Origin of the sequence: Burkholderia gladioli, assembly GCF_000959725.1 — a bacterium.
Taxonomy (GTDB): Bacteria; Pseudomonadota; Gammaproteobacteria; order Burkholderiales; family Burkholderiaceae; genus Burkholderia; species Burkholderia gladioli.
The window spans coordinates 946,841-960,667 of sequence record NZ_CP009322.1 but is presented as its reverse complement, the minus strand read 5'-3'; the positions used below and the strand labels follow the sequence as shown (position 1 = coordinate 960,667).

The following is a 13,827-nucleotide window of genomic DNA, read 5'->3' as shown; positions in this document are numbered from 1 at the left end:
GAACACGGGATCGAGGCAGGCGCGGCACTGCCGATCGAGCCGGCCGAGCCGATGATCGAGGTGCGCGAGGCCTCGGTGCGCTTCGCCACGCGCGGCGGCCACGTCGACGCGCTGCGCGGCGCGAGCTTCGCGGTGGCGCGCGGCGGCGCCTTCGGGCTGGTCGGCGAATCGGGCTCGGGCAAGTCCACCGTGCTGCGCGCGCTGACGGGCCTGGTCCCCGCCTCGGCCGGCTCGCTGGCGATCGACGGCCGCGCCGTGCAGGGCCGGCTCGACCGCGCCTTCCGCCGCGACGTGCAGATGGTGTTCCAGGACCCCTATGCCTCGCTGCATCCGCGCTTCACGGTGGACGAGACGCTGCGCGAGCCGCTGGCGATCCACGGCATCGCCGACGCCGATACGCGGATTCCGCGGGCGCTGGCCGAGGTCGGGCTCGGCGGCAGCTTCCGCTTCCGCTATCCGCACCAGCTCTCGGGCGGCCAGCGCCAGCGCGTGGCGATCGCGCGCGCGCTGATCGTCGAGCCGCGCGTGCTGCTGCTCGACGAACCGACCTCGGCGCTCGACGTCTCGGTGCAGGCCGAGATCCTGAACCTGCTGCGCCGCCTGCATCGCGAGCGCGGGCTGACCATGCTGCTGGTGAGCCACAACCTGGCCGTGGTCGGCTTCCTCTGCGAACGGCTGGCCGTGATGCAGCATGGGGAGATCGTCGAGCAACTGACTGTGGAGGCGCTGCGCGCGGGACAGGTGGCGAACGCGTACACGCGTACCCTGCTGCGCGCCACCGACGGCTATCGGCGAGCCGGCGGCTGAAGCCGGGGCTGAAGCTTGCGGTCGCGGCGGTTGCAGCGCGGCAGCCGCCGATGTCGTGCGCGGCAAGGGCCACCCCGCGGCGCAGCATGCAGCGTGGCCAGCCGGGTACGCGAGAGTGGCGAACCGGATCGCGGCTGGCGTAAGATCGCACGGCAAGCCCGGCCGAACCGCGACGAACCCGATCCGAACTTCGCGCGCGCCGGCCGGTCCATGCCTTTTCCCAACTGCTAGAGGAGCGCCCGTGATTCATCTCATCGAAACGCTCGTGGTCGGCCTGGTCGTCGGCCTGCTCGCCCGCGCGCTGAAACCCGGCGACGACAAGATGGGCATCGTGATGACCATCGTGCTCGGCATCGTCGGCTCGGTGATCGCCGGCTACGTCGGCCGCGCCGCCGGCTGGTACCAGCCCGGCCAAGGCGCCGGCTGGATCGCTTCGATCATCGGCGCGATCGTGCTGCTGGTGATCGTCGGCGCGGTGCGCAAGCGCGCCGGCTGAGCCAGCCCCGCGGAACGCCGTCGGCTCGGCGGCGTTCCGCTCCCTCCACCGCGCCACGGCCGTTGCACGTACAACCAAGCCGGCCTGCCTCCCCTCCCGACCGAAGATCCCCTCTAGAACACCGCCCGGCCGGCACCGCCACCAGGTCCGGCGGCATCTCGCATGTGCTTGCGGCGGGCCGCGATCGTCGACGATCCGCGTTCTTGCCGTCCGTTGCCGTCCCTTTCAGCACACGAATTCGCGTCGCCGCCGGCTCGATCGACGCGGCCTGACATCGGCCCGACCATCTCCTAGCATTGAAGCAGCGAACTTTGTCAAAAAATGTAAAAAATCCGCTCAAGGCAACCGCCCTGGATGCCGTCAATGCGGGTGAGCAGGCCGTCGGCGGCGAGTGTCCCGCCGCGACGTGCCAACAAGTCCGACCCCACCGATTCGGAGTCCGTCATGATCGCCCGTTCGTCGCTGCCGTCGCTATCGTCTGCGCGTGGTTTTCCGAGTCTTGCGAATCCGTCAGGATGGCGGCACCTCGCCGTCCTGCCGCTCGCCGCCTGCGCGCTGCTCGCGCTGCCCGGCACCGCCGCGCATGCGCAGGGCGGCACCATCCAGTTCAGCGGGCGCATCGTCGAGCCGCCCTGCTCGTTCCAGGTCGATGCCGCCGCCACACGCGTGCAACCGAACTGTGCCAGGCCGGCCTTCGGGCAGGTCGGCTTCGTCGACCTGTACAGCGGCCGCAAGCTCGGCTCGTCAACGCTGACGATCGCCTCCGCGCCGTTCGCCATCCCGGGCCAGGGCACCCGGCGCAACCCCATGATCGTGACGGTCGACTATCGTTGAGCGCGCATCGAAGCGCATCCCGTGCTCCGCCGCCGCGGCTCAGTCGCGGTGCGCCGCCAGCCAGTCGCTGAACAGGTCCAGCTTCGGCTGGGCCGCGTTGCGCGCCGGGCAGACGAAGTCGTAGCGCGCGCCGGTGCCGAGCACCGCCTCGAAGGGCCTCGCAAGGCGCCGCGCGGCCACGTCGTCGGCGATCAGCGTGACGTCGCTGATGGCGATGCCGAAGCCCTGCATGGCGGCATTGGTGGCCAGGTCCAGCGTGTCGAAGCTCGGCCCGCGCGCCGGATCGATGCCCTCGATGCCGGCATGGGCCAGCCATTGGCGCCAGTCGCGATGGTCGCGGGTGGGATGCAGCAGCGTGTGGCGCGCCAGGTCGGCGCCCGAGGCGATCGGCCGTTCGGCCAGCAGCTCGGGCGCGCAGACCGGCGTGAGCCGCTCGGCGAACAGCGGTACGACGCGCACCTCGGGCGTCGCCGCCATGCCGTAGACGATCGCCGCATCGAAGGGCTCGGTCGCGAAATCGACGTCGTGCCGCCAGGTGGTGGTCATCTGCACGTGCAGGTCCGGATGCTCGGTCTGGAACTGCATCACCTTGGGCAGGATCCAGCGCATCACGCAGGTCGGCACCTTCAGCGCCAGGTCGGTGCGCTGGCGCGTCAGGCGCCGCGAAACGTCGTCGATGCGCGCGAAGCTCTCGCTGACCACCGGCAGCAGTTGCTCGCCCTCGGGCGTGAGCGCCAGCCCCTTGGCGCGCCGCACGAACAGCGGAAAGCCGTAATGCGCCTCGAGCGACTGGATCTGGCGGCTGACCGCGCCCTGGGTCAGGCACAGCGCCTCGGCCGCGCGCGTGAAGTTCAGGTGGCGCGCGACCGTGACGAAGACCTGCAGGGCATTGAGCGGCGGAAGACGATGCATGGCTGGCGTGAACGGAAGACGGGCGCGCCGGCCGATGCGGCGCGCAAGGCGCCAAGATAAGCGATCCGGGGGTTTTGCGCGAGGAGCGCGCGGTGGCGTGGACGATCGGCGCCGGCCGGGGCGGGCTCGGCGTGACTTGCGGCACCCGCCGCGGCGAGCGCTCGTCCGCGCCGGCGCCGGCCGCTTCCGGGCGCCGTGCGCGCCCGGTTTTCGGCACGCCGGAGAAGCGCTCGGATGTTCAGGTGCTCAGGTGCTCACGCGTTCAGGCGAAGGTGGCGGTGACGATGCGCGCGACCGCGGCAAGGGTCGCGTTGTCGTATTTCGCGTCCTTGCCCGGGCGCGTGGTGTAGACCGTCAGCACCACCGGCTGGCGGCTCGGCGAATACAGCACGGCCACGTCGTTGGCGGTGCCGTAGTCGCCGCTGCCGGTCTTGTCGGCCACCCGCCAGCCGGCCGGCACGCCGGCACGGATCCGCGTCTCGCCGGTGGTGTTGCCCAGCATCCAGGTCACCAGTTGCGCGCGGCCGGACGGATCGAGCCCGTCGCCGAGCGTGACGCGGCGCAGCGTGTCGGCCATCGCGGCCGGCGTGGTGGTATCGCGTTCGTCGCCAGGCACCGCTTCGTTCAGCTCGGTTTCCAGGCGATCGAGGCGGAAGCTGGCGTCGCCGATCGAACGCGCATAGGCCGTCACCGCGGCCGGATCGCCGATCAGCCGGATCAGCAGGTTGGCCGCGGTGTTGTCGCTGTACTGGATCGCGGCGGCGCACAAGGCCGCCACCGTCATGCCGGTGGCGAGGTTTTTCTCGGTGACCGGCGAATAGCTCACCAGGTCGTGCCGCGTATAGCGGATCACGCTCGACAGCAAGCGCGCGTCGCCGGCCGCGCGCGCCAGCACGGCCGAGACCAGCACCACCTTGAAGGTGCTGCACAGCGCAAAGCGCTCGTCGGCGCGGTGCAGGATTCGCCGGCCGCTGCCGGTGTCGATCGCGCTCACGCCGATACGCCCGCCGAAGCCGCTTTCGAGCGCCGCGATCTGCCGGGCCGCGTCGCGAGTCCGGGCGTCTTCCTTCACGCCGTCCTTCTTGCCGTCCTGATGGCCAACCACGGCGCAGGCGGCAAGAACGGGAGCGGAAACGGCGGCGAGCAGCAGCGAACGGCGGAGCGGGGAATGGGTCATGGCGGGTCGATGTCTCGATCGGTGGTTCAGGGGTGGATCGGCGGCATGGCGCGAGTTGGCCGGCGCCACCGCCGGGCATCGTCGGTCGCGAGGCTCACGATGCCGGATCGGGTAGACCGCTGCGAGGCGGCAATGGTTCGCGCCGCGCCGCCGATGGTTCGGCCCCGGCTCCGGACGCGATCAGGCGGAATGGCAGCGGATCGCGCGGCGCCGAGCCGGGTTGGGCCTGAGCGCGGAAATCCGCGCGGCCAGCCAGGCCGCAGGAAATCCCGCGCCGACGCCGGGCCAAGCGCACCCGGTCAACTCTCGCGCGCCGGCAGGTAGGCGACCGGATCGACCGGCTTGCCGTCGCGGCGCACCTCGAACAGCACGGCCGTGCCGCGCACCCAGCCCACGCCGCCGGCTTCGGCGATCGGCTCGCCCTGCCGCACGATATCGCCGGTCTTCACCAGCAGGCGGCTGCCGCGCGCATAGGCGGTCAGGAAATCGGCGTTGTGCTGCACGATCACCAGCGAGCCGTAGTCGTTCAGGCCGGTGCCGGCATACATCACGCGGCCGTCGGCGGCGGCGCGCACCGGCTCGCCCGAGCGCACCGAGATCCCGATGCCGCGATTGCGCCCCGGCTGGAACGGCTCCACCACCGGGCCCTCGGCCGGCCAGGCCAGCGTGACGCGCTGCGCATGACGGCGCGTGGCGCGCATGATCTGCGCGACGTCGGCCGCCGAGGGCGCGGCGGCCGGCACGGCAACGGCGCCGCTCGCCAACGTGTCGCTCGGCGGCACCGCCTCGCGCTGCGTGGCGCAGCCGGCGGCGGCGCACAAGGCCGCGATCGCGGCGGCGCGCGCGGCGCCTCGGAACATCGTCTGCCTGGGGTTCATGCGGTGGAATTCATGTCTGGCGAGGATCTCGGTCCTGGGGCCGCCAAGCTTCTCAAAATTGGCGGCCCAGACCTGTAACCGGATGCAAGCAAGCATGACAAATTGCGGCGGCGGCCCGGCGCCGCGCGTATCGTTCGGGAATGCCCCGCAACCGAGCCGAGCGCTACGGGCCGGACGGCGTCGAATACCGGGTCGGCCGCAAGTGAGGCCGTGGCGGCGCGCTCAGCCGAGCCGCTCGAGCAGCGTGTGCCAGGCCGTCGCCAGGCCGATGCAGAGCATCAGGATATGCAGCGCGAGCTTGAGCGAAACGAACCAGTCGGGACCGACCTGCATACCCACCTCCTGGCATGGACGGAAAACGAGGAAAGCCCGTGGCCGGGCCATGAGGCGCATGATCGGCGAGCGCGGCCGCGCCGACCATGCGGATCTGTCGAAGCGATCCTCAGGCAATGACTGACGCCCGCGCCGCGCGAAGCCTGCTACCGTATCGCCGGCCGCGGCGCGTCGCGCCCGACGGCCGCCCCTCCCCGCAACGGAACCCCACATGCGATTCGATCTCACCGACCTGCGCCTGTTCCTGAACGTCTGTCAGGCGGGCAGCATCACCGGCGGCGCCGAGCGCACCCACATCACCCTGCAATCGGCCAGCGAGCGGATCCGCGGCATGGAGGACACGCTCGGCGTGCCGCTGCTGCACCGCACGAAGAGCGGCACCCAGCCGACCGACGCGGGCCGCTCGCTCGAGCACCACGCGCGCACCGTGCTGCAGCAGATCGACCAGATGCACGGCGAGCTGCAGCAATACGGCGACGGCCTGCGCGGCCGGATCCGGCTGCTCTGCAACACCGCCTCGCTCAGCGAGTACCTGCCCGACGCGCTCGCGGCCTACCTGCCGCGCCATCCGCGCATGTCGGTCAGCGTCGAGGAGCGCTCCAGCGAGGAGATCGTCCACGCGATCCGCAGCCGCACCGCCGAGGTCGGCATCGTCGCCGATTCGGTCGGGCTGGAGGGGCTGGAACAGAAGCCGTTCCGCGAGGACTGGCTGCTGGTGGTCGCCGCGGCCGGGGATCCGCTGGCGCGGCGCGGCTCGGTGTCGTTCGACGAGATCGTCGACGCGGAATTCATCGGCCTGACCGAAGGCAGCGCCCTGCACGTGCACCTGGCCGACCAGGCCCGCGCGCTCGGCAAGCGCATCACCTACCGCGCCCAGTTGCGCAGCTTCGACGCGATCTGCCGCGTGATCGAGAGCGGGGTCGGGATCGGCGTGGTGTCGCGCCATGCCGCGCAGCGCGCGATGGCCAGCATGAAGCTGACCACCGTCGAGCTGACCGACGCCTGGGCCTACCGGCGGCTGGTGCTCTGCGCGCGCGATTTCGAGGCACTGCCGAAATACACGCGCGAGTTCGTCGATTTTCTCAGCGAGGGCGGCCCGGCGGAAGAAGCGGCGGGCGGCTGAGCCGCCCGGTCGAGCCGCTGATCGAGCGGCTGATCGAGCGGCTGACCGAGCGGCTGATCGAGCGGTTGACCGAGCGGTTGACCGAGCGGCCGACTGCATGGCTCATCGAGCAAGCTCGGCAGCGGCCCGTCCCGCCGCCCTGTTCCAGCGGAATCGCCGGGCTCTGTGCATCGACACGCCGCGGCGGCGCGCCCGACAATGGCCGCTCCCTCGTCACTCCCGTCGATCATGAATTCCTACCCGGCATTTCGCGCGGCCGCCTGCCATGTCGCGCCCTGTTACTTCGATACGCCGCGCACCGTCGACAAGGCCTGCGCGCTGATCGCCGAGGCCGCCGCCAACGGCGCGGCCCTGGTGGCCTTCCCGGAAGCCTTCGTGTCGGCCTTCCCGGTCTGGTCCGGCGTGTTCGCGCCGGTCGACGTGCATCCCTTCTTCGAGCGCCTGGCCGCCAGCGCGATCCGCGTACCCGGCCCCGAGGTGCGGCAGTTGCAGGAGGCCGCGCGCCGCCACGGCGTGATCGTCTCGATCGGCATCAACGAAGGCACGCATGTCAGCCCGGCCTGCATCTGGGACAGCAACCTGCTGATCGGCGCGGACGGCCGCCTGCTGAACCGCCATCGCAAGCTGGTGCCGACCTACTGGGAGAAGCTGACCTGGGCCAACGGAGACGGCAGCGGGCTGCGCGTGGTGGATACGCCGCTGGGCCGGATCGGCGCGCTGGTATGCGGCGAGAACACCAATTCGCTGGCGCGCTTCGCGCTGCTGGCGCAGGGCGAGAACGTCCATATCTCCTCGTTCTCGCCGCGCTGGCCGACCCACCCGCCCGGCGAGGGCGGCTACGACCTGGAGGCCGCGATCCGGCTGCGCGCGGGCGCCCACGCCTTCGAGGGCAAGCTGTTCAACATCGTCGCCTCGGGCTTCCTGCCGCCGGAGGCGATCGACCTGATCGCGCGCGACGACGCCCGCGCGCGGCGCCTGCTGGAGGAGTCGCCGAAGAGCGTGTCGATGATCTTCGGGCCGAACGGCACGGTGATCAGCGAGGTGCTGCGCGACGAGGAAGGCATCGTCTATGCCGATATCGACCTGGCCGGCTGCGTGGTGCCCAAGCAGTTCCAGGACGTGGTGGGCTACTACAACCGCTTCGACGTGTTCGAGCTGCGCGTGAACCGCCGCGCGCTGGCGCCGGCCAGCTTCCACGACGGCTTCGACGGCGTGGCGAGCGTAGCGGGCGCATCGGGCGCGGCCGACGAGGCGCTGTATGCGCCCTTCGTGCCGGATGCTGCGCCGGATGCTGCGCGGGATGTCGTGCCAGGTGCCGATGCCGGCGCCGGTGCCGCCTGGCCCGCCGAGGCGTCGCGATGATCGATCTCTACAGCGATACCCAGACGCGCCCCACCGCGGCGATGCGCGCGGCGATGGCCGCCGCGCCGGTCGGCGACGAGCAGGCCGACGAGGACCCTACCACGCGCGCGCTATGCGAACGCGTGGCCGCCCTGCTCGGCTGCGAGGCGGCGGTGTTCATGCCGTCGGGCACCATGTGCAACCTGGTCGCCACCCTGGTCCACACGCGTCCCGGCGACGAGCTGATCGCCGACGCTGGCGCCCATCTCTGCGCGACCGAGGCGGCCGGCGCCTCGGCCATCGCGGGCGTGGCGGTCGCACCGCTGGTCACGCGTGACGGCATCTTCACGGCCGAGCAATGCCGCGCCGCGATCCGCGCGCCCTCGCGCACCGCGCCGCGTTCGGCGATGGTGTCGATCGAGCAGACCACCAACTTCAGCGGCGGCGCGATCTGGCCGCTCGACACGCTGCGCGCGGTGCGCGACGTGGCGCATGAAGCCGGCCTCGTCGCGCACCTGGACGGCGCGCGCCTGCTGAACGCCTCGGTCGCCACCGGCATCGCCGCCGCCACCTACGCGCAAGGCTGGGACAGCGCCTGGCTCGATTTCAGCAAGGGGCTGGGCTGCCCGGTCGGCGCGGTGCTGGGCGGCAGCGCGCGCTTCGTGCGCGAGGCCTGGACCTGGAAGTACCGGCTCGGCGGCGCGATGCGCCAGTCGGGGATCCTCGCGGCGGCGGCGCTCCATGCGCTCGACCATCACGTCGAGCGGCTCGCCGACGATCACGCGCATGCCGCGCTGATCGCGGCGCGCCTGGCGGCCGCGCCCGGCCTTCGGCTGGAGGCACATCCGCAAACCAATATCCTGCTGTTCGCGCTGCCCGGGCTGCCGATCGGCGCGCGTGCCTTCGCCGAGCGCGCGCTCGCGCGCGGCGTGCGGATTCGCGCGCTCGACGACACGCGGATCCGCGTCACCACGCATCTCGACGTGAGCCGTGAGGATTGCGAACGGGCTGGCGAATGGCTTGTGGAACTCGCCGAGGAGGCCGCGTCGTGAACGCCACGCTGTTTCTCGTCGACGTGTTCACGCGGCGCGCGCTGCTCGGCAATCCGGTCGCCGTGGTGCTGCCCGACGCGATGCCCGACACGGCGCGCATGCAGGCGCTGGCCGCCTGGAACGGCATGCCGGAAACGGTGTTCGCGATGTCGGCGCCGGATGGCGAGGCCGCGCGCGGCGGCGCGGACTACCACGTGCGGATCTGGTCGCCCCGACGCGAACTGCCCTTCGCCGGCCATCCCTCGATCGGCACCGCGCGGGCGCTGCTCGCCGCCGGGCTGGTGACACCGCGCGCGGGCCGGCTGGTGCAGCAGAGCCCTCATGGCCAGGTGACGATGCGTGTCGACGACGGCGACGACGGCAGGATCTGGTTCGAGACGCCCGAACCGCGTATCGAGCCGCTCGATGCGCAAGGCGCGCGCGAGGTGCTCGGTGCGCTCGGCGCAAGCGGCCGACACGCTGAAATGGCTTGCGTGGCGGCCGGCGCGCGCTGGCTGGTGGTCTGGTTCGAATCGGCGGAAAGGCTCGACGCGCTGGCGCCCGAGCTCGATGCCGTCGAGCAGCTGAGCCGGCGCCACGAAGTGTCGGGCATCACGGCGGTGGCGCCCGGCCGGCACGGCGCGGCCGATTTCGAGCTCCGCTCGTTCGGCCCGGCGATCGGCGTCGACGAGGATGCTGCCTGCGGCGGCGGCAATGCCTGCGCGGCCGCGATGCTGGCGGCGAAGGGGCGATGGCCGGCACGTGGCAACGGCGCGGTCGCGACGGCTTCCCAAGGGCGCCATCTCGGCCGCGACGCGAGCCTCTTCTGGCGCCGCGCCGAGGATGGGCCGCGCTTCGAGATCGGCGGTCACGCGGTGCTAGTCTCGCGCGGCTCGCTGAACCTCTGAGTGCCCGGCGGCGCGGGCGCGTGAAGAACTAGCCCGCCATCTCCCCGATCAGCGCGGCCAGCCGCGTGAGCGCCGCGCGCCGCGCATCGTCGAGCGGGTAGCCGCAATTGAGCCGGATCCGGTCGTCATGGACGCGCTCGGGCGCGAACAGCGTGCCGGGCGCGAAGGCGATCCCCTCGCGGCCCGCGCGCCGCGCCAGCGCCTCCGACGACACCCCTTCCGGCAGCCCCACCCACAACAGGTAACCGCCTTCCGGCGCCGCCACCAGCGTGCCCTCTGGTACGCGAGCGCGCAGGTGCTCGACCGTCTCGTCGACCTGCGCGCGGCAACGCGCCCGCAGCCGCCGCAAATGATGCCGGTAGCCGCCGCCGTCGAGGAACTGCCCAACGGCCTCCTGGATGATCAGCGGCTGGCCGACGCTCATGGTGCGCTTGAGTTCGACGATCTCGCGGTGGAAACGCCCGCCGCTGACCCAGCCGAGCCGCAGCCCCGGCGCCAGCGTCTTCGACAGCGAACTGCAGAGCAGCACGTTGCCGTCGCGGTCGTAGGATTTGGCCGCGCGCTGCACGGACTCGAAATGCAGGTCGCTGAAGGTGGCGTCCTCGATCAGCGGGATCGCGCGCGCCGCCAGCAAGGTGACCAGCGCGGCGCGCGTCGGGTCGTCCAGGCTCGCGCCGGTGGGATTGCTGACCGCCGTCGACAACAGGCAGGCGCCGATGCGCCGTTCGCCGGCGAGCCGCTCGATCTCGGCCAGCGCCTCGCCGGCGCGGCCGTCGAAGCGGATCGGCAGGGGCTGCATGCCGAGCCGAGCCAGCGTCGAGAGGAAGCCGTAATAGGCCGGCGATTCGACGATCACCACATCGCCGGGCCGCGCCACCGTCTGCAGGCACAGGCCGAAGGCCTCGACGCAGCCGTTGGTGACCAGCACCTCGTCGGCGCCGAAGTGGCAATTCCAGTTCGCCGCGTGCGAGGCCAGGCTGGCGCGCAAGCGCTCGGCGCCGGGCGAGAACGACACCGCGGCGAGCAGCCCGCCGTGACGCCGCGCCGTGGAGGCGATGCTGCGCGCCAGCGCCTCGACCGGGAACAGCGCCTCGCCGCACAAGGCGGTGCCGAACGACACCACGCCGGGACGGCCTTCCATGTCGCCGAGCGCGATGGGGTCGAGCGCGTCGTGCTCGATTCCGTCATCGCCGAGCCACGCGCGATCGACGCCGGGCCAGGGTGCGGCGCCCTGGCCGGCCGCCTCGCTCGCGCGCGTCGCGACCTGCCGCGGTTCGCCCGCCGGGCCGCTGACGAAATAGCCCTGCTTCGGCCGGCTCTCGATCAGGCGCCGATCCTCGAGCGCCCGATAGGCGGCCAGCACCGTGGTCACGCTGACCGAGCGGCTGCGCGCCAGCTCGCGCACCGAGGGCAGGCGCTGCCCGGCACTCCAGAGGCCGGCCCCGATCTCGCCGGCCAGATGCTCGGCGAGCGCGCGGTGCAGGACCTGCGGGGTAGCGCGGGCGGAGTCGTCGGGGTGAGGCTTGGCGTGATGTCCCATGTATCTCGGCGGCGCGCGCGGCGCGATGAAGTCGGCGGCGGCAGCCTGCCATGATGCGCCCGCGAGCGCGGGCGCCGACAAGGATGCGGGGTTTTCGCCGGACCGGCAACCGGCTTCAGGCAACCGGCTTCAGGCAACCGGCCTCAGGCAAGCCGCCTCAGGCATGCGCGGGCGCGACCGCCATGTAGAGCCCGAGCACCACCAGCCCCGCGAAGAACACGCGGCGGAAGGCGCGCTCGCCCACCCGGCCGCGCAGCACCTGGCCGCCCGCCATGCCGAGCAGCGCCGGCACCAGCGCGAATGCCGACATACCGAAGTCGACCGGTTGCAGGCTGGCGCTCCAGGCCAGTTGCGCGGCCAGCGCCAGGGTCGAGGCCGTGAAGGACAGCCCGAGCGCCTGCACCAGCTCGTCCTTGCCGAGCTGCAGCGCCTGCAGGTAAGGCACGGCCGGCATCACGAACACGCCGGTGGCGGCCGTCACCGCGCCCGTCAGGTAGCCGACCAGCGGCGACAGCCAGCGCTCGTGGCGGCCCGGCGCCGGCAGGCGCGCGGCGGCCAGGCCCCACAGGCCATACAGCGCGACCACCGCGCCGAGCGCGTCGCGAGTCCACGGGGCGGCATGCGCCAGCGACGGCAGGCCGCCGGCGAAGGTGCCAAGCGCGAGCCCGGCGAGCAGCGTGGCCAGGCGCCGGGCCAGCGCGCCGAACGCGGGGCCGCGCAGCAACTGCCAGACATTGGTGACCAGCGAGGGCACCACCAGCAGGCTGGCGGCCGCGGCGGGCGGCATCGCCAGCGTCAGCAGGCCCATCGCGATGGTCGGCAGGCCCAGCCCGATCATGCCCTTCACCACCCCGGCCAGGGCGAATACCGCGACGACGATCGCGAGCGTCGAACCATCATCGATCATGGAACATCCTGCGCAGGGATTGGGTTTTCAAGGGGCGAATGCCGCGATGGTGAGGGCATCGCCACGGCCCGGCCATCTGGTTTTGCCTGAGCCTGGCTCGGGTAGGCTGGGCGGCCGGCTTGCCGGACTGATCGGCCGGCGCGCAGCGCCGTTGGCGGTGGCTTGGCGCGGCAGACCGTTAGTTGCGATCGAGATGAAAACAAAAACGCGTCGCCGGCAGGCTTCGCCGGAACGACGCGTCAGAGGAAAGGGAAATCGGCGCGGCAGGCGGCAAACGGCGCCGGCCGGCGCCCCGCCGCCTTCGGCATCAGAACTTGTGCCGGATCGCCGCGCGCACCGAGAACTGGCTCGACGAGGCCGAGGGGCCGTCGGTGCCGACCAGGTAGGCGCCGTCGAACACGCTGCCCGAGGCGGCGCCGCCCACGCGCTGCCAGGCGCCCTGCAGGTAGACGTCGGTCTGCTTGGACAGGCTGTAGTCGGCCATCAGCCCGACCGTGTGGTAATGCGGCTTGGCGCTGCCGTCGGCCGCGTCGAAGGTGCCGCTGGTGTAGGTGTATTGCGCGCCGACGAAGAAGGCCGGCGTGAGCTGGTACTTGCCGTTGATCTCGAAGTTGTCGAATTTGGTGGCGGTCAGCCCGAGCCCCGACAGCGTGCCCGAGGGCAGGTAGGCGGTGGCGACCGGGTTCTTCAGGTCGGTCTTGGTGTAGACGAAGCCGACCGTGGTCTCGCCGAAGGTGTAGTTCACGCCGCCGCCGAAGATGCGCAGGCGATCGGCCGTGAAATTGGCGTCGTTGCTCGCCACCGCGCCGTCGGCCGTGCGGCCGGGATTGTCGGCCTGCAGATAGGCCGCGCCGACCTGCAGGCCGCCGAACGCGTAACGCGCCCCGGCGCTGTACTGCCGATTGTTGGCGAAGCCGGTCTCGTTGCTGAAGCTGTAGACGCCGCCGAAGCTCAGGCCACCGAAATCGGGGCTGGCGTACTTGACGGCATTGTTGGCGCGCACCGTGTTGTCGGCGTTGTCGTTGTCGAACGGATGCGACATCAGCATGCCGCCCCAACTGCCGGCCGCCGTCAGCGGCGCGAGGTAGTCGACCACCGAATCGTATTGGCGACCGAAGCTCAGCGCGCCGTATTGCGCGTGGGTGAGCCCGACGAAGGCCTGGCGGCCGAACATCCGGCCGCCGTCGCTGAGCGTGCCGTTGCTGAGGTCGAAACCGTTCTCGAGCGCGAAGATCGCCTTCAGGCCGCCGCCCAGGTCCTCGGCGCCGCGCAGGCCCCAACTGCTGCGCTGGGCAAAGCCGCTGGCCAGCGCGTAGACGCTGCGGTTGGTGCCGTTCACGCCGACATTGTTCGTATAGTTGACGCCTTCGTCGATCACGCCGTAGAGCGTGACGCTGGACTGCGCCCAGGCGGGTGCGGCCAGCGTCATCGCGACGGCAGCGGCGGGCAGCAGGAACTTGTTCATCGTCGACAGTCTCCGAACCGGAAAACTGGAATGCCCGCCGGAGCGCTCGACGCGAGCGTCGTCCGTTGGACCTCG

14 protein-coding genes are annotated in these 13,827 nt (G+C 71.7%); 7 read left to right on the top strand and 7 right to left on the bottom strand.

Translation table 11 applies throughout. The features are described from left to right. Nucleotides 1–51: 51 nt before the first annotated feature. Complete coding sequence (locus BM43_RS04940; protein ID WP_036031472.1) at nt 52–807, top strand: ABC transporter ATP-binding protein; 756 nt, start codon at nt 52–54, stop codon at nt 805–807. A gap of 241 nt (nt 808–1,048) precedes the next feature. Beyond that, complete coding sequence (locus BM43_RS04935; protein WP_013689996.1) at nt 1,049–1,303, top strand: GlsB/YeaQ/YmgE family stress response membrane protein; 255 nt, start codon at nt 1,049–1,051, stop codon at nt 1,301–1,303. A gap of 314 nt (nt 1,304–1,617) precedes the next feature. Here BM43_RS04935 and BM43_RS42475 read toward each other — a convergent pair whose 3' ends face one another. Beyond that, nucleotides 1,618–1,749, bottom strand: coding sequence for a hypothetical protein (locus tag BM43_RS42475; protein WP_255222530.1), 132 nt, complete (start codon nt 1,747–1,749; stop codon nt 1,618–1,620). Here BM43_RS42475 and BM43_RS04930 point away from each other — a divergent pair. Continuing rightward, on the top strand, nt 1,748–2,137 hold the full coding sequence (locus BM43_RS04930) for a type 1 fimbrial protein (protein ID WP_052409281.1): 390 nt from the start codon (nt 1,748–1,750) through the stop codon (nt 2,135–2,137). The two genes, BM43_RS42475 and BM43_RS04930, sit on opposite strands and share 2 nt — an antisense overlap. A 39-nt stretch (nt 2,138–2,176) precedes the next feature. Here BM43_RS04930 and BM43_RS04925 read toward each other — a convergent pair whose 3' ends face one another. The 3 genes from BM43_RS04925 to BM43_RS04915 form a co-directional block, all read right to left on the bottom strand. Then, on the bottom strand, nt 2,177–3,049 hold the full coding sequence (locus BM43_RS04925; RefSeq protein ID WP_013689994.1) for a LysR substrate-binding domain-containing protein: 873 nt from the start codon (nt 3,047–3,049) through the stop codon (nt 2,177–2,179). 262 nt (nt 3,050–3,311) lie between these two features. Then, nucleotides 3,312–4,226 (bottom strand): PEN-N family class A beta-lactamase, encoded by a 915-nt coding sequence (gene blaPEN-N / locus BM43_RS04920; RefSeq protein ID WP_036056628.1) that lies wholly within the window; start codon nt 4,224–4,226, stop codon nt 3,312–3,314. A 299-nt stretch (nt 4,227–4,525) separates the two neighbouring features. Next, the gene (locus tag BM43_RS04915) at nt 4,526–5,104 is read right to left on the bottom strand and encodes a murein hydrolase activator EnvC family protein (RefSeq protein ID WP_036056629.1); all 579 of its coding nucleotides are present in this window, start codon (nt 5,102–5,104) and stop codon (nt 4,526–4,528) included. Nucleotides 5,105–5,648: 544 nt separating this feature from the next. Here BM43_RS04915 and BM43_RS04910 point away from each other — a divergent pair. From BM43_RS04910 to BM43_RS04895, 4 genes are all read left to right on the top strand, one after another. Further along, nucleotides 5,649–6,560: a LysR family transcriptional regulator gene (locus BM43_RS04910; RefSeq protein WP_036056630.1), complete on the top strand. Its 912-nt coding sequence runs from the start codon at nt 5,649–5,651 to the stop codon at nt 6,558–6,560. 228 nt (nt 6,561–6,788) lie between these two features. After that, nucleotides 6,789–7,922, top strand: coding sequence for a carbon-nitrogen hydrolase family protein (locus BM43_RS04905; protein WP_036056631.1), 1,134 nt, complete (start codon nt 6,789–6,791; stop codon nt 7,920–7,922). Further along, entirely contained in the window at nt 7,919–8,953 is a 1,035-nt protein-coding gene (locus BM43_RS04900; RefSeq protein ID WP_036056632.1) for a threonine aldolase family protein, read from the top strand. The genes BM43_RS04905 and BM43_RS04900 overlap by 4 nt, the downstream gene beginning before the upstream one ends. Then, nucleotides 8,950–9,840 carry a PhzF family phenazine biosynthesis protein gene (locus BM43_RS04895; protein WP_036056633.1) on the top strand — a complete coding sequence of 297 codons (891 nt, stop codon included), beginning with the start codon at nt 8,950–8,952 and terminating at the stop codon, nt 9,838–9,840. The genes BM43_RS04900 and BM43_RS04895 overlap by 4 nt, the downstream gene beginning before the upstream one ends. A 28-nt stretch (nt 9,841–9,868) precedes the next feature. Here BM43_RS04895 and BM43_RS04890 read toward each other — a convergent pair whose 3' ends face one another. From BM43_RS04890 to BM43_RS04880, 3 genes are all read right to left on the bottom strand, one after another. Beyond that, nucleotides 9,869–11,380, bottom strand: coding sequence for an aminotransferase-like domain-containing protein (locus tag BM43_RS04890; RefSeq protein ID WP_230676443.1), 1,512 nt, complete (start codon nt 11,378–11,380; stop codon nt 9,869–9,871). A 157-nt stretch (nt 11,381–11,537) separates the two neighbouring features. After that, entirely contained in the window at nt 11,538–12,287 is a 750-nt protein-coding gene (locus BM43_RS04885; RefSeq protein WP_036056635.1) for a sulfite exporter TauE/SafE family protein, read from the bottom strand. Between the two features lie 307 nt (nt 12,288–12,594). Continuing rightward, entirely contained in the window at nt 12,595–13,752 is a 1,158-nt protein-coding gene (locus tag BM43_RS04880; protein WP_036056636.1) for a porin, read from the bottom strand. Nucleotides 13,753–13,827: the final 75 nt, after the last annotated feature.